This window comes from Pseudomonas sp. PF05 (genome assembly GCF_056521845.1).
On sequence record NZ_JBWLPW010000003.1, the window covers coordinates 265,505 to 281,102 of the forward strand.

The following is a 15,598-nucleotide window of genomic DNA, read 5'->3' on the forward strand; positions in this document are numbered from 1 at the left end:
TCCAACTTCAATCTTGGGTTTGCAGTTCAACCAGCCGAACCGCCAGCGCCTTGGCCTGGCTCGCCACATCAGTCACGGCGGTGCTTTCCCACCACATTCCGCGCAATGGCGGGCCCATGGCGAACAGGCGGTCGGCGGGGTTGCCTTTGGCATCCAGTACCGCGCCATCGGCACGCGCGGCGATGCCCAAGGCCAGCGGCCCAGGCTGGATCAGTCCACGGGCCAACAGCTGTTGCGGCAACGGCCGGGCAACACGCCGCCAATCATATTCAATGCCGCTGGAGTTGATCAGCGCGGCACCCTGCACCACTTCCAGTTCAGCCTCGCCCCGTCGGCGCACGCTAATGGCCACTAATCCATCGGCAGACGCGGCCAGCCCCTTGAACGACGCCGCCTGGATCCGCAACCGCCCTTCTTCGTGCAGACGCGCCACCAATTCAGCACTTAACGGTGGCGAGCGATGGTGATGGCTCTCCCACCAGGGCCGCACATGCCGCACGAACTGCCGGCGCTGCACATCGCTGGCCTGGTTCCACAAGCGCCCGATGTGCGCGCGCACGGTGTCCAACGGGGCCTGCCAATCGATCCCTTCGGCGTGGGCCTGACGGCATTGCTCGCGCAGGGCCCGCATTAGTTGGCGGGGCGAACGCAGACTGTGATCGTCGGCGAGAAAATCCACCCAGGCGGGTGGCTGGCGACGCACATGGGGTAGCAGGCCGTGGCGGGAAAACACTTCAATCGGCCCGCGGTGCCCAGCTTGCTCCAGGGACACCACGGCATCGACCATGGTCAGCCCCGAGCCGATGATCATCACCGTTGACTGCGGATCCAGTTGCCGCATGGCCGCGACATCCCAAGGATCCAATGCCGCGGCATTCAAGCCGCTGGATTCGGTTTGCGGGGTGCGTGCCGCCGGGAACATACCGGTGGCCAGCACCGCGAAACGGCCGCGCAAGACCTGGCCGTCATCCAGCGTCAGCACTACAGCATCGTCGACAACCCGCAGGTCCACGGCCTCCCCGCGCACGTGCTCGGCGGTCGAACCGTTTCGTGCGCCCAACTCTCTAGCCTCGGCCAGGCGTTGCTGCACATAGAGGCCAAATATCCCCCGGGGTGGAAATAACTCGCTGATCGGCACGTGTTGCTGATCCGCCTCGGGCCAGCCGCCGGCCTCGATGAACGCGGTGAGCCATTGGGTCAGGTCATCGGCGTTGTCCGGGTCGACACTCATGCGGGCCGCGTTGCCGTTCAAGGTGTGGCCCAGCTCCACGGCACTGTAGGCTTCGCCCCGACCCAGTTCGCTGCGCGGCTCGACAATCAGCACTTCGCGCCGGCCCGGCAAGCGCAGCAATTGCCCCGCCAGCATGGCGCCGCTCAGGCCGCCGCCGATGATCAGGATATCGGCCTCCCGGATAATGCCCTGCTCATATCGCTCCAGCGCTGTACCCATACCGCTCTCCCGGAATCAAATCACCACATTGCGTACGAATCTCGCCGCCACCGGGCCATCGTTGCGATAGGCATGGGGCTGGTTGCTGGCAAACATGAAAAACTCACCGGCGCCAATCCGGCGCTCCTCGCTGCCCAACAGCAGGGTCAGGCAGCCCTCGAATACGTAGAGTTGCTCGCTCCAACCGTCGGCATCGGGCTCCGAAGCGTAATACTCGCCGGGCTCCAGGCGCCATTCCCAGAGTTCCACTTCACGGCTGGCGGTAGCCTTGGCGAGCAATACGGCTTTGCTGCCGGCAATGGTCCCGGCCCAGGCCAGTTCATTGATGCGGCTTGGGTCGCGGGCGTCGGGAGCCTGGATCAAGTCGCTGAAGGCCACGTCGAGGGCCTCGGCGACACGGTCCAGGGTGGTCAGGCTGACGTTCTTTTCCCCGGCTTCGATAGCCACCAGCATTCGCCGGCTGACCCCGGACAGTTCCGCCAGCGCGGTCTGGCTAAGCTGTGCGGCATGCCGCAGGCGACGGACGTTCTGGCTGACGTGTTGCAGGACGGACGCCCGCTGGCCGGTTTCTTTGTGCACTATATTGCTCACATGCTAGGGCTGCGCATTATACTGCCCAACTTCGGGCGCATTGTGCGTCCGCCTCAAGTGGCGCGCAAGGTCATGACATCGGTGAACTCCCCTCAAGCTTCCTCCCGTTTCTCCCGGTTCAGCAAGGCCGAATGCGTGCTGGTGCTGATCACCATGATCTGGGGCGGGACCTTCTTGTTGGTGCAGCACGCCATGACCGTCAGCGGACCGATGTTCTTTGTCGGCTTGCGCTTTGCCGCCGCCGCGGGGTTTGTCGCGCTGTTCTCCTGGCGGCATCTCCGGGAGCTGACCTTGTTCGAACTCAAGGCCGGGTCCTTCATCGGTGTAGCAATCATGCTCGGCTATGGCTTGCAGACCGTCGGCCTGCAAACCATCCCCAGCAGCCAGTCAGCGTTCATCACCGCGCTCTACGTGCCGTTCGTGCCCTTGCTGCAATGGTTGGTGCTGGGCCGTCGACCGGGCTTGATGCCCAGCCTCGGCATCATGCTGGCCTTCACCGGGCTGATGCTGGTGTCGGGCCCGGCCGGGGCTTCGCTGAACTTCAGCCCCGGTGAGATCGCCACGCTGATCAGCGCCATCGCCATCGCCGCCGAGATCATCCTGATCAGCGCCTATGCCGGCCAGGTCGATGTGCGCCGGGTGACCGTGGTGCAACTGGCAAGCACCGCAGTGTTGGCCTTCCTGATGGTGGTGCCGACGCAGGAAAAAATTCCGGATTTTTCCTGGCTGCTGCTGGTCAGCGCCGTGGGCCTGGGCGCCGCCAGCGCAGCGATCCAGGTGGCGATGAACTGGGCCCAGAAAAGCGTCTCGCCCACCCGCGCCACGCTGATCTATGCCGGTGAACCGGTGTGGGCCGGCATCGCCGGGCGCCTGGCGGGCGAGCGGCTGCCAGCGATTGCCTTGTTCGGCGCAGCACTGATCGTGGCGGCGGTGATTGTCAGTGAGCTGAAGACCCGGAGCAAAGGTGTTGTGGAGGTGGATGAAGCGCTTGAGCGCGAGCAGTGAGGCCGGTAGAAGCTTATGAGCTGTGTAGGAGCTGACGAGTGCAACGAGGCTGCGATCCTTTCCCAGACACTTGAATCCCAAGCGAAAGATCAAGATCAAAAGATCGCAGCCTTCGGCAGCTCCTACACGAGCCCAGCGGGAGCAAGCTCCCTCGCCACGGGTTATAGGTATGGCGTGTTATCTCCTGACTGGCATTACCCAAGTGTCTTCAATCACGCGCTTCGACGGTCGTTGAACACAACATAGACCGGCTCCAATCCCGATTCCTGGGGAAACACCACGACATAATCATCGAATCGAACGTCTTCGATGGAATCAAAGGATGCCAATGTCGGCACCGGTGAAGCGTGAATGAAGCCGGCAGAATCGAGTCGATTTTGCTCGGACGCAATCGGCGCCGCCAAGCTATCCGCACGACTCCATTCAATCACTCGGGGCTGCGGGCCGTCCGTGGTCAAGCGAAAAAACCGTCCAACTTCATCCCAAGCCGCCAGCCTTACGCGCACCTTGGACGGCAACACGCCTGTGGCAGGCGTGATGTATATCTGAAAAAGCTCACGTATTTCTTTCAGGCCCCTGAAACGGCTGCCAGGTTTTGTCGCGACCGTTGCAGTGCTCATTCGCAACGGCAACGCCACCTCGCCCTGCCGCGCGGCGAGGGCCTGCCAGTCCTGTTCGACTGCAGAGATCTCGGCCAGCGCCACACACAGGCCAAAACGCGCCTCTTTGGTTCGACTGACAAGATCAAAACCCAGGACCTCGGCATATTGCCCGGCGTGCCCCTGCTCTGGATGCGTCATCAACCAATTGAACTCGGCGACGGCTGAGCGAATGGATTTTTGCAAATCCACCCGTTGACTAACCCTTAGTGGCGGCGCATCGCTCAGCAACAGGTTTGGGTGCCTCGTACCGTTGACAGCGGACATACGAAACAGTACCAGGCTTCGGTCCTGCCCACGCAAACGCCTCAGCTGCTCCGAGGAACGCTCCAGTACCGCTTCAGCGGCGGCATGAAGAACAGCATGGCGCTGGGCGATCGAGGACAAACGCGCAAGATAACGGCCATGATTGGCAGTGGCCTGCCGCGCATTCGCTTGCCAGAGCGCCTGGTCGGCTTTGTTATAGGTGAGATCACGCTGGGCGCCGTTCAGGGCAAACTCGACACGCATTTTACGCCGCTCGAACGCGCCAACGGCCATGACCACTTCGTGCTGCGCTTGCTCCAATTGCCGCATGCTCTGCTTGAGTGCATCCAGCGTCTGCTCTGCATCGTGTTGGGTTTGTCGTTGCTGGGTCGCAAGCTCCAGCTGGGTAAAGGCCTTCTCAACCGTCTGGTCTGCGGCGGTGATGTCCGAGGCCATCTGCTGTGCATTGGCAAGCTCGCGCTGGGCTCTTGCCGTCGCGTGTTGCGCCATGTTCAAGCGAGGCGCGGGCTTGGCCGGGGCAGGCAGTACCCCACCCTTGAAGGGGATAACGTTCTTTTTGAAGTGCCACTGTTTTACGAAGTGGACAATCGTTTCCGGGGCATTCGTATACCCGATATCCTCGGGATAAAACAGCAGGTCCGCACCTTTGGGGTGCCCGACGATTCGATCGAAGTGGTTGATCAGTCGGTCATGCTCTTCTCTGCCCACGTCGACATTCCAAATTTTTCCTAAGAACGCCTGAAACTCGGCCTCGGTGTAATCCTGGAGTTTGGGTTTAAGTTCCATCTATGGTTTTCCTTGTTTAAGCGTGCATGCTCGGTAACGCACCTGCTCGATTGGTCGAGCAGATGCGTATACGGGGTTTAATCTACTCTGGCTTGAAGCCCGATTTGTAAAACCCAGATCCGGCATAGCCTTCATATTTTCTTGAAGATAATTTAGCAGCCATTCTCGATAAAAGTGATTCGGCACGCTCATCATCTTGTTCAATGATGCCCTTTATCCATCAAAGTGAATACCAAGGTTTTTACCTCATATCCTGGGTATATTGAAAAACAACATTTTTTCCGGGGTACCGTTCTGGGTCCAATGGGTACGACTCCCCCCCCCAGTCATCCCTATCGGCACTGGCATTTTTATTGGACCTTTCGATGCCATCGGTTCCCCGAAAACCCTATGAATATCAGACTGCGTCATTTCCGACATATAGAGAGCAGGAAGTTCGCCTTTATACTCTTTCGTTGAGGGTGTGGTTCGTATAAGCGAAACGAAAAGCGTCTCGAATCGCCCCGTCTCCCGCCAGACCCCCAACTCTATTCCGGGCTCTGGCTCAAACTCAAGTCGATCTCGTCCTTCATACATTTCGGTCAATGGCTGATCGGGCAGTATGCCCTCGCTTACCAATACCTAATATTGACTCCCAATACGTTCAATGAGCACTTCAAGCTCAAAAGATTTCATCAATACCAACCTTGTTTTTTATGCAAATCCTGCATCGACAGCTCTCCCTTATCCATACAAGCTAAGTAACCTCAAGAGTGACCTGTATCTAGCAAGGTAAAAACCAAGGTATTTACTTTCATATCAACGCCATATTGAAATACAACCTTTTTACCAAGATACCGCTCTGGATCCAATTGGTAGGACTCCCACCCTCCTGTCTGCCCGATCGGTAGCGGCATTTTAATGGGACCTTTTGATATCATCGGCTCGCCAAAAATCGCGTGCACATCAGTTTTTGTCATCTCCCGAACATAGGGGGCGGGAAGCTCGCCCTGATATGCAGATGTTGAAGGTGTGGTTTTTCTGAGCGTAATGAAAAGGGCTTCAAATTTTTTCGTCACTCGCCAGAAGTCCATATTGATACCAAGCTCTGGCTTAAACCCCAACCGATCCCGACCTTCATACATTTCACTCAACGGCCAATCCGGCAGGAGCCCACGACTTATCAAGGTCTCATGACTACTTCCAATACTTCTAATAAGCTCTTCAAGCTCAACTCTTTTCATTAGTACCATCCTTGTTCTTTGTGAAGGTCATGTAGTGATTCTTGAGCTGCATTTAGCTCAGCCTCCGAAAACCCTGACTCGACAAGACCCGGTTTGAGCGCTGCGAAATTGTTGCTCACCGCGGCTTCCAGATTTGTAGCGTCTTTTATGCGCCTATCGAGATTATTGCGCCCACCGTAGGTCTCACTAAATTTTTGATGAACACCAGAAGGAATTGCGATGCTTGGAGCCCTTCGGATGAGATCCGAAATCGTGTCGTAGTCCCAAGTTTCAAAATTCATACGAATATAGGTCTCCAGCGCTTTCCTCGACGGAATATGGTCAATATCCAACCCATCCCCTCTACTTCGACCACTGAGTTCGTTATACGGCCCCACCTCCAAGGGTTCCACCGGCGGACCGACAAACACCAACCCCGGCGAAGGCAGTTCCATGTCCGTCGGATACCCCGGAATATTGGCACCGACTTGCCCCGGGTCAACAGCCGGAAAGGTCTCGTTTTCCGGTAGGACCGGGATGACAGGATTGCCGGGATACACCGACGAGAGTGGCGGTGTAATCGGTGAGGTGGTGGGCCCAAGCTGTTCGATGCCCGGGGGGACCAAGGGCGTTCGGGTGCCGTTGCCGATTGGAGGCGCTGGCCAGGGGATGACAGCCGGTACGATGCCCGGCCTGCCGAGCAGGCTGTTTGGCGTGGTGATGCTGATGCGGTCGAAATTGAAAGGGTTTTCACCCAGCTCGGCGCGGTTTAGATAACGCAGTTCAAATTCACGGCGCTCACCGACCCACGTGCTTTTCGGCGCGTAGGGCGCAAAACCTCGTTCGATGCGTTTTTGGTTGAGTTCGTCTGTGTTGTCCCACAGCGTCGGATGCTCGGCGAGGGTGCGCCACAGTGCCTGGTCCAAGGCGCTGAATGACTTTATCGTCTGCGCCCGCATCTGATGGCCGACTTGCTCGGGAATGGCCGCGCCCTGGGGCTGGCTGGCCGTGCTCCACCAATCATTCGCAGCCGGCTTGCCGGCACCCGTGACAATGCCCGAGCCCAGGGGTGGCAAATCGAATGAGAAATAGGTCGGCGGCAGCCCGGGCACGCAGACGATGCAGTCTTGAATGCGCAGGTCCACGCCCGCCGGCAGGGTCTCGACTTGTGGCGCCATGAGCATCAGCGCTGGCGGGCTTGTCGGGGAAGTGCGTGGGACCGCGTCAGTGGCGAACTGTAGTTGCCGGGTTACAACACCGGGAACTTCGGCGTTATAGAGGCCGGTCAGAGGGTCCAGGACTGCATTGATGACCGGAACCTGGGCGCTGATTGCCCCACCAGTATTGGCGAGGTGGATCGTGGTGCCTTCGGACACGGTTTCAGGTTTGAGCCGGTGAGGCATTTCCACCGAGCCACCTGCATCGGCAACTGACCTCAGCCTCTGCTCGTCCGCCAGACCCAGTGTTTGGGCCGGTACGCCAACGCCTTGAAACAGTCGCCGACGTTGCTCGACAGTGAGTTCTCCGTTGCCCAGAGGGGTGGTGTGTGTCGCCAGCGCGATAAATAAACCTGGCCCCTTCAAGGCAATGCTCTTTAACTCACCGAGCATCTCCACGGCCGACTGGACAGCTTTGTCCAATACCGCCGTGTCTTGCCGGGGCACAAACACGGTCCCCTGGCTCAACACCATCCCGCCCGCTGTCAACGAAGAGGCGGGCACACTCACGGTATGGACTTGCCTGAACCGCTCCAGCCGGACGCTTTCATCCATCTGCTGTTTGAAGCGAATGCGCGCCGCCCGTTGTTCGGCGTATTGACGCTGGCGCTCCCAGACAGCTTCCCGTTCACGCCAAGCCACCGCCTGTTCGGCATGATGCCGTGCCAGCGCGTTGGATTTTTCGCTCAGGGCCTTGATCTGCGCGGACAGCAGTCGCGCCTCCTGGGCTGCGGTGTAACTCTGCTCCCAGAGTCGATGACCCTCATCGAGTGAGGCGCCAAATTGATCCAGTCGCGTGCGGTAGTCGTTCGCCGAACGGGTGAGCGGATCCTGTCCGTCAAAGACGCGAGCCGCGAGATTCCTGGCGTTGAGCTCCTTGGTCTTGCGGGCGATCAGCCCGTCGATTTCGTTTTTTTCCTTGGTGATGGTGTAAAGCTGCCAACGCTCGGTCGAGTTCGAGGTGGGCGGCCGTTTTGCTGCCGAAATTTCCTTTTGAAGCGATGCGTCGAGCTGTTGCTTTTTACTCGCGAAGTTTCGATCCACCTCGGCCCGGGTGGTGGTGTAGCGCTGCACCATCGTCGCCAGCGCTTGTTGGCGTGCCTGCTCCTTGGCTTTTGCGGCAGCGGCGGCCTTGGCTTTTTCGGCGTCGGCCTTCGCTTTTGCAGCGGCTTTCGCTTCCTCGGCCTGGCGCTTGAGCGTCGCTTGCCGCCGCTTTTCCATGCCCTTGGCTGAACGCTTGGGGCCTCCTGTCGCTCCGACGCGGTTTCCTCCGAAGCCGCCGCCATACCCGCCACCGGAACCGCCACCCGATGAGGGTCGCCCCGGTCTGATAACTACCGTTCCATTTGATCCATCGCTAAATGTTCGCTTTGCCATACAGATCTCCTTTTCTGTATGGCGCAGGATGGCGATGAAGCCATGCTCGGGTGCGGTACGTACATACCGCACTCGGAGACTGTTCTTATGGTACGAGTGCCTTGATACCCGTGGCCGATCCCGACGTCCCGGCGCTCATCAAAACAACTCGAAACAGGAAAACTCCCCCCTACCTTGTAGGATTCTGCGACACCCTCACGGTTGGTGATCGGGAATACGCCACGTATGATCCCTGCTACCCACCCGCCGAATAGAAGCCTATGTCACTGATAGTTCTATTGCTTTTGCCCTTCATCGGCAGCTGTGTCGCGGCGCTGCTGCCGCATAACGCCCGTAACGCCGAATCATTGCTGGCCGGCCTCGTGGCCCTGGCCGGCACGGTTCAGGTGGCCTTGCTGTACCCGCAGATCGCCGACGGCGGCGTGATCCGTGAGCACTACGCCTGGTTGCCCAGCCTGGGCCTGGATTTCGTATTGCGCATGGACGGGTTCGCCTGGCTGTTTTCGGTGCTGGTGCTGGGCATCGGCACGCTGGTGTCGCTGTACGCTCGCTACTACATGTCACCGGACGATCCGGTGCCACGCTTCTTCGCCTTTTTCCTGGCGTTCATGGGCGCCATGCTCGGGCTGGTGATCTCCGGCAACCTGATCCAGATGGTGTTTTTCTGGGAACTGACCAGCCTGTTCTCGTTCCTGCTGATCGGCTACTGGCACCACCGCGCCGACGCTCGACGCGGTGCCTATATGGCGTTGATGGTGACTGGGGCCGGCGGGCTTTGCCTGTTGGCCGGGGTGATGCTGCTCGGCCATGTGGTGGGCAGCTATGAGCTGGACAAGGTCCTGGCCGCCGGCGACCTGATCCGTGCCCATGCCCTCTACCCCATCCTGTTGCCGCTGATCCTGATCGGCGCCTTGAGCAAAAGCGCTCAGTTTCCGTTCCACTTCTGGCTGCCCCATGCCATGGCTGCCCCCACGCCGGTGTCGGCGTATCTGCACTCGGCGACCATGGTCAAGGCCGGGGTGTTCCTGCTGGCGCGATTATGGCCGTCGCTGTCGGGCAGCGAAGAATGGTTCTACATCGTCGGCGGCGCGGGGGCCTGTACGTTGCTGCTGGGCGCCTACTGCGCGATGTTCCAGAACGACCTCAAGGGCCTGCTGGCCTACTCCACCATCAGCCACCTCGGGCTGATCACCCTGCTGCTGGGCCTGAACAGCCCCCTGGCGGCCGTGGCGGCGGTGTTTCATATCCTCAACCACGCCACTTTCAAGGCCTCGCTGTTCATGGCCGCCGGGATCATCGACCACGAAAGCGGCACCCGTGACATTCGCAAGCTCAGCGGCCTGGTGCGGCTGATTCCGTTCACCGCGACCCTGGCCATGGTCGCCAGCGCGGCAATGGCCGGGGTGCCGCTGCTCAATGGTTTCCTGTCCAAGGAAATGTTCTTCGCCGAGACCGTGTTCATTTCCGCCACGGCCTGGGTCGAACTGGCGCTGCCGATCATCGCCACCATCGCCGGGACCTTCAGCGTCGCCTATTCCCTGCGCTTCACCGTGGATGTGTTCTTCGGCCCCGCCGCCACCGACCTGCCCCATACCCCTCACGAACCACCGCGCTGGATGCGCGCGCCGGTGGAGTTGCTGGTGTTCACCTGCCTGGTGGTGGGGATTTTCCCCGCCCAAGTGGTCGGCTCGTTACTCGCCGCGGCCGCGTTGCCGGTGGTGGGAGGGACGCTGCCGCAGTACAGCCTGGCGATCTGGCACGGCCTGAACGCACCGATGATCATGAGCCTGGTAGCCATGTCCGGCGGCATCGTCCTGTACCTGCTGCTGCGCAAACAGCTCCGGCAAGGGCACATCACGCACCCGCCGTTCATTGGCCGACTCAGCGGCAAGCGCCTGTTCGAACGTTCCCTGGTAATGATGATGCGCCAAGGCCGGCGCCTGGAACGACGGATCAGCACCCGCCGCCTGCAGGCCCAGTTGTTCTGGCTGGTCCTGGTTGCGGTGCTCGCCGGGCTGGTCCCGATGCTGCACAGCACGCTGGTCTGGGGCGACCGGCCGAAGATCCCCGGCTCCATCGTCTTCGTCGCCCTGTGGCTGCTGGCGATCGCCTGTGCCCTGGGCGCGGCCTGGCAGGCCAAGTACCACCGGCTCGCGGCCCTGACCATGGTCAGCGTCTGTGGCCTGATGACCTGCGTGACCTTCGTCTGGTTCTCCGCGCCCGACCTGGCCTTGACGCAACTGGTGGTGGAAGTGGTCACCACCGTGCTGATCCTGCTGGGCTTGCGCTGGCTGCCACGGCGGATCGAGGACGCCTTGCCCCGGCCCAACAGCGAGCGCCGCGCGCGCATCCGCCGCCTGCGCGACTTGCTGCTGTCCATCGCCGTCGGCGGCGGCATGGCGCTGTTGTCCTATGCGATGCTCACGCGCCAGACGCCCAACGACATTTCTTCGTTCTACTTGAGCCGTGCCCTGCCCGAAGGCGGCGGCAGCAACGTGGTGAACGTGATGCTGGTGGACTTCCGCGGCTTCGACACCCTCGGGGAAATCACCGTGCTGGTGGCAGTGGCCCTGGCGGTGTTCGCCCTGCTGCGACGTTTCCGTCCGCCGAAGGAAAGCATGCAGCTACCAGCGCAACAGCGCCTGCTGGCACCGGACGTGGTCACCGACCTGGTCAACCCGCGCCATGCCAGCGACACCGCATTGGGCTTCATGATGGTGCCGTCGGTGCTGGTGCGCCTGCTGTTGCCGATCGCCCTGGTGGTGTCGTTCTACCTGTTCATGCGCGGCCACAATCAACCCGGTGGCGGCTTCGTGGCCGGGTTGGTGATGTCGGTGGCGTTCATCCTGCAATACATGGTCGCCGGCACCCAGTGGGTCGAGGCGCAAATGAGCCTGCGACCGCTGCGCTGGATGGGCACCGGGCTGTTGTTCGCCGCCGCCACGGGCCTGGGGGCGATGGCCGTGGGTTATCCGTTCCTGACCACCCACACCTGGCATTTCGAATTACCGCTGCTGGGTGATTTCCATGTGGCCAGCGCGCTGTTCTTCGACATCGGCGTGTACGCCGTGGTGGTCGGCTCCACACTGTTGATCCTCACCGCCCTGGCGCACCAATCGGTACGGGCCCATAAGCCGGGCCTGCATGCCAAACCCGTCGCCACCGCCAAAGGAACCACCGCCTGATGGAAGAAGTCATCGCAATCGCAATCGGCGTACTGGCCGCCTCCGGTGTCTGGCTGGTGCTGCGACCACGGACCTTCCAGGTGGTCATGGGCCTGTGCCTGCTGTCCTACGGCGTCAACCTGTTCATCTTCAGCATGGGCAGCCTGTTCATCGGCAAGGAGCCGATCATCAAGGACGGCGTGCCCCAGGACCTGCTGCACTACACCGACCCGCTGCCCCAGGCACTGGTGCTGACCGCCATTGTGATCAGCTTTGCCATGACTGCACTGTTCCTGGTGGTGCTGCTGGCGTCCCGTGGTCTGACCGGTACTGACCACGTGGACGGTCGGGAGCCCAAGGAATGATGTTCTCTCCCCACCTGATCGCCGCGCCCATCCTGCTGCCGCTGCTGACCGCCGCGTTGATGCTGATGCTCGGCGAGAAACACCGCCCGCTCAAGGCGCGGATCAATCTGCTTTCCAGCCTGCTGGGCCTGGGCATCGCCGTGCTGTTGCTGTACTGGACCCAGGACCAGGCCTTGCCCGCGTCCATTGGCGTGTATCTGCCGGGCAACTGGCAGGCACCGTTTGGCATTGTGCTGGTGGTCGATCGCCTGTCGGCGCTGATGCTGGTGCTGACCGGCATCATCGGCGTCAGCGCGCTGCTGTTCGCCATGGCCCGCTGGGACCGCGCCGGGGCGAGTTTCCACGCGCTGTTCCAGATCCAACTGATGGGCCTCTACGGTGCCTTCCTGACGGCGGACCTGTTCAACCTGTTCGTGTTCTTCGAGGTCTTGCTGGCGGCCTCCTACGGCCTGATGCTGCACGGTTCGGGCCGGGCGCGGGTGTCGTCGGGCCTGCATTACATTTCCATCAATCTGCTGGCCTCGTCGTTGTTCCTGATTGGCGCAGCGCTGATCTACGGCGTCACCGGCACGTTGAACATGGCCGACCTGGCCCTGAAAATCCCGCTGGTGCCGGAGGCCGACCGCGGCTTGCTGCACGCCGGGGCAGGCATCCTTGCGGTGGCGTTCCTGGCCAAGGCCGGCATGTGGCCGCTGAACTTCTGGCTGGTGCCGGCCTACAGCGCCGCCAGCGCACCGGTGGCAGCGCTGTTTGCGATCATGACCAAGGTGGGCGTCTACACGATCCTGCGCCTGTGGACGTTGTTGTTCTCCGGCCAGGCCGGCGCCTCGGCGTATTTCGGCGCCGACTGGCTGGTCTACGGCGGCATGGCGACCATTGTCTGCGCGGCCATCGCCATTCTGGCGGCCCAACGCCTGGAGCGCATGGCGAGCCTGAGCATCCTGGTTTCGGCCGGCATCCTGTTGTCGGCCATCGGCTTCGCCCAACCGAACCTGGTGGGCGCGGCGCTGTTTTACCTGGTGAGCTCGACCCTGGCGCTTTGCGCGCTGTTCTTGCTGGCCGAGCTGATCGAACGCTCACGCTCGGCCAACGAACTGTCCCTGGATGACGACCTCGACACGTTGCCGCGACCGCTGGAGTCCTTGCAACTGCCCAAGGGCATCAACCTCGATGACGAGCAGAAAGCCGTGGTCGGGCAAGTGATTCCCTGGACCATGGCCTTCCTTGGCTTGAGCTTTATCTTCTGTGCGCTGTTGATTATCGGCATGCCGCCGCTGTCAGGGTTCATCGGCAAGCTGAGCCTGCTCAGCGCCCTGCTCAATCCCCAAGGGTTCGGGGCCAGCACCGAGGCACTGGTGTCGAACCAGGCGTGGGGCCTGTTGGCATTGCTGATCCTGTCGGGGCTGGCCTCCTTGATTGCCTTCTCACGCCTGGGCATCCAGCGTTTCTGGACGCCGCAAGAGCGACCGTCACCGTTGCTGCGACCGTTCGAGTGCCTGCCGATCATCGTGCTGCTGGGCCTGGGCATCGCCCTGACCTTCAAGGCCGAACCATTGCTGCGCTATACCCAATCGGCCGCCGATGCACTGAACAACCCGGAACATTACGTGATGTCAGTACTCGCCACCCGCGCCGTGCCCAACCCCGAAGCTCGCGCCGCGTTGCGGGAGGTGCAGCCATGAAGCGCCTGTTTCCCGCCCCGTGGCTGTCCCTGGCGCTGGGCGTGCTGTGGCTGGTGTTGAACGTGTCCGTCAGCGCCGGCCATCTGCTGCTGGGCGCCGCATTGGGCTTCCTGGCGCCGCTGATGATGCGCCGGTTGCGACCGCGGCCCATCCGTATCCGGCGACCGTGGGTGGTATTGCGCTTGTTTCTGCTGGTGGGCCGTGATGTGTTGGTGTCCAACCTGACGGTGGCCTGGGGGGTGCTCAACGCCGGGCGCCGCCCGCCTCGCTCGCGGTTCATCAAGGTGCCGCTGGACCTGCACGACGCCAACGGCCTGGCCGCGCTGTCGATGATCACCACGGTGATTCCGGGGACAGTCTGGTCGGAACTGGCCCTGGACCGCAGCATTTTGCTGATACATGTGTTCGATCTGGAGGACGAGGCGTCATTCATCGCGCATTTCAAGGCCACCTACGAGCGCCCGTTGATGGAGATTTTCCAATGAGCCCCTTGCTGTCCAATGCGATCCTGTTGAGCCTGTTCCTGTTCTCCCTGGCGATGGCATTGACCCTGTGGCGGCTGTTCAGGGGACCTTCGGCGCAGGATCGGGTATTGGCCCTGGACTACCTGTACATCGTGGCGATGCTGATGATGTTGGTGCTGGGCATCCGTTATGCCAGTGACACCTATTTCGAGGCGGCGTTGCTGATCGCCTTGTTCGGCTTTGTCGGCTCGTTTGCCCTGGCCAAGTTCCTGTTGCGTGGCGAGGTGATCGAATGAACGGCGAACTGTCGATGTGGGTCGAGATCCCGGTGGCGATCCTGCTGGTGCTCGGCAGCCTCTTCGCCCTGGCCGGGGCGATCGGCCTGGTGCGGTTGAAGGATTATTTTCAACGCATGCACCCTCCGGCCCTGGCGTCCACACTGGGCGCCTGGTGCGTGGCACTGGCTTCGATCGTGTATTTTTCAGCGCTCAAGTCCGGGCCGGTGTTGCACGCCTGGCTGATACCGATCCTGTTGTCCATCACCGTCCCGGTGACCACCCTGCTGCTGGCCCGAGCGGCGTTGTTCCGCAAGCGCATGGCTGGGGATGATGTGCCGGCGGAGGTCAGCAGTCGCAGGACCGGGCAGGATGGCTGACTGCTACCTTGAGCCGCCCCCTTGCTCCCGCTGGGCTGCGCCCTGTAGGAGCTGTCGAGTGCAACGAGGCTGCGATCTTTCCCCAGACACTTGAGTCTCGAACGAAGATCAAAAGATCGCAGCCTTCGGCAGCTCCTACACAAGCCCAGCGGGAGCAAGCTCTCGCCACGGCTGCGTTCGCCGTTAGAGACTCAGGCCCACGCCACCGTCAGCAGCCCGGCCCCAAGCACCACGCACAACGGCGAATAGACCCAGGTGTCGAGCCTGGCGAAGGTCGAGCCCTTGACCTCCTTGAAGAAACCCACCAGCTCCGACTCGCCAATGGCCCGGGCGAACATCAGCAAGGCGATCGCGCTGATCAGCCACTGCAACGCCCGATGGGTGACCGGCTGCGCCAGCAGGCCGACCCGCAGGCACACCAGCAGCGCCACCATCAGCAGTGCCACGGCCACCAGCAAGGTCAGCCAGCCCGAGGGGTTGAATGCCGGCCGCAACGCCTCTCCCTGCTTCGTCGGCACCTGAGGCACCACAGCCTTGGCCGCCCACCGCCCACCCAGGGCCCAATACATATGAATCAAGCTGATGGTCGCAAACACTGCGACCAGCGACCGAGCCAATAAAAGCGTCATTCGCCAGCCTCCTGAAAAGGGTTGAACACTCATCCTAGCTTGAATTTGGCATTTCGCTGGATGGGTGCAGGTTGCCAGTTTCCAG

Annotated in this window: 13 protein-coding genes; 7 read left to right on the forward strand and 6 right to left on the reverse strand. The window is 61.3% G+C overall.

The window, feature by feature from the left end; translation table 11 throughout:
* Positions 1–7 precede the first annotated feature (7 nt).
* Entirely contained in the window at positions 8–1,450 is a 1,443-nt protein-coding gene (locus tag AC09SL_RS08780; protein ID WP_058543310.1) for an FAD/NAD(P)-binding protein, read from the reverse strand.
* Positions 1,451–1,465: 15 nt separating this feature from the next.
* Complete coding sequence (locus AC09SL_RS08785; protein ID WP_058543311.1) at positions 1,466–2,029, reverse strand: helix-turn-helix domain-containing protein; 564 nt, start codon at positions 2,027–2,029, stop codon at positions 1,466–1,468.
* A 12-nt stretch (positions 2,030–2,041) separates the two neighbouring features.
* On the opposite strand from AC09SL_RS08785, the gene AC09SL_RS08790 reads away from it, so the two are divergent.
* Complete coding sequence (locus AC09SL_RS08790) at positions 2,042–3,046, forward strand: DMT family transporter (protein WP_064106921.1); 1,005 nt, start codon at positions 2,042–2,044, stop codon at positions 3,044–3,046.
* 212 nt (positions 3,047–3,258) lie between these two features.
* Here the strand turns inward: AC09SL_RS08790 and AC09SL_RS08795 are convergent, their stop codons facing one another.
* From AC09SL_RS08795 to AC09SL_RS08805, 3 genes are all read right to left on the reverse strand, one after another.
* Positions 3,259–4,758, reverse strand: coding sequence for a bacteriocin immunity protein (locus tag AC09SL_RS08795; protein ID WP_064106908.1), 1,500 nt, complete (start codon positions 4,756–4,758; stop codon positions 3,259–3,261).
* A 746-nt stretch (positions 4,759–5,504) separates the two neighbouring features.
* A complete protein-coding gene (locus tag AC09SL_RS08800) occupies positions 5,505–5,981 on the reverse strand; it encodes a DUF6392 family protein (RefSeq protein ID WP_058543317.1) in 477 nt (158 codons plus the stop codon).
* Positions 5,981–8,554 carry an S-type pyocin domain-containing protein gene (locus AC09SL_RS08805; protein ID WP_081264443.1) on the reverse strand — a complete coding sequence of 858 codons (2,574 nt, stop codon included), beginning with the start codon at positions 8,552–8,554 and terminating at the stop codon, positions 5,981–5,983. The genes AC09SL_RS08800 and AC09SL_RS08805 overlap by 1 nt, the downstream gene beginning before the upstream one ends.
* A 260-nt stretch (positions 8,555–8,814) precedes the next feature.
* Here AC09SL_RS08805 and AC09SL_RS08810 point away from each other — a divergent pair, with 260 nt between their 5' ends.
* The 6 genes from AC09SL_RS08810 to AC09SL_RS08835 are packed head-to-tail and all read left to right on the forward strand — an operon-like array spanning position 8,815 to position 14,884.
* Positions 8,815–11,739: a monovalent cation/H+ antiporter subunit A gene (locus AC09SL_RS08810; protein ID WP_058543318.1), complete on the forward strand. Its 2,925-nt coding sequence runs from the start codon at positions 8,815–8,817 to the stop codon at positions 11,737–11,739.
* On the forward strand, positions 11,739–12,083 hold the full coding sequence (locus tag AC09SL_RS08815) for a Na+/H+ antiporter subunit C (RefSeq protein ID WP_003202835.1): 345 nt from the start codon (positions 11,739–11,741) through the stop codon (positions 12,081–12,083). The genes AC09SL_RS08810 and AC09SL_RS08815 overlap by 1 nt, the downstream gene beginning before the upstream one ends.
* On the forward strand, positions 12,080–13,765 hold the full coding sequence (locus tag AC09SL_RS08820; RefSeq protein WP_058543319.1) for a monovalent cation/H+ antiporter subunit D: 1,686 nt from the start codon (positions 12,080–12,082) through the stop codon (positions 13,763–13,765). The genes AC09SL_RS08815 and AC09SL_RS08820 overlap by 4 nt, the downstream gene beginning before the upstream one ends.
* Positions 13,762–14,250 carry a Na+/H+ antiporter subunit E gene (locus AC09SL_RS08825; protein WP_058543320.1) on the forward strand — a complete coding sequence of 163 codons (489 nt, stop codon included), beginning with the start codon at positions 13,762–13,764 and terminating at the stop codon, positions 14,248–14,250. Before AC09SL_RS08820 ends, AC09SL_RS08825 begins: the two co-directional genes overlap by 4 nt.
* Positions 14,247–14,525 carry a K+/H+ antiporter subunit F gene (locus AC09SL_RS08830; protein WP_058543321.1) on the forward strand — a complete coding sequence of 93 codons (279 nt, stop codon included), beginning with the start codon at positions 14,247–14,249 and terminating at the stop codon, positions 14,523–14,525. The genes AC09SL_RS08825 and AC09SL_RS08830 overlap by 4 nt, the downstream gene beginning before the upstream one ends.
* Positions 14,522–14,884, forward strand: coding sequence for a Na+/H+ antiporter subunit G (locus AC09SL_RS08835; RefSeq protein WP_058543322.1), 363 nt, complete (start codon positions 14,522–14,524; stop codon positions 14,882–14,884). The genes AC09SL_RS08830 and AC09SL_RS08835 overlap by 4 nt, the downstream gene beginning before the upstream one ends.
* A gap of 191 nt (positions 14,885–15,075) precedes the next feature.
* Here AC09SL_RS08835 and AC09SL_RS08840 read toward each other — a convergent pair whose 3' ends face one another.
* The gene (locus tag AC09SL_RS08840; RefSeq protein ID WP_058543313.1) at positions 15,076–15,513 is read right to left on the reverse strand and encodes a DUF3995 domain-containing protein; all 438 of its coding nucleotides are present in this window, start codon (positions 15,511–15,513) and stop codon (positions 15,076–15,078) included.
* Between the last annotated feature and the right edge of the window lie 85 nt (positions 15,514–15,598).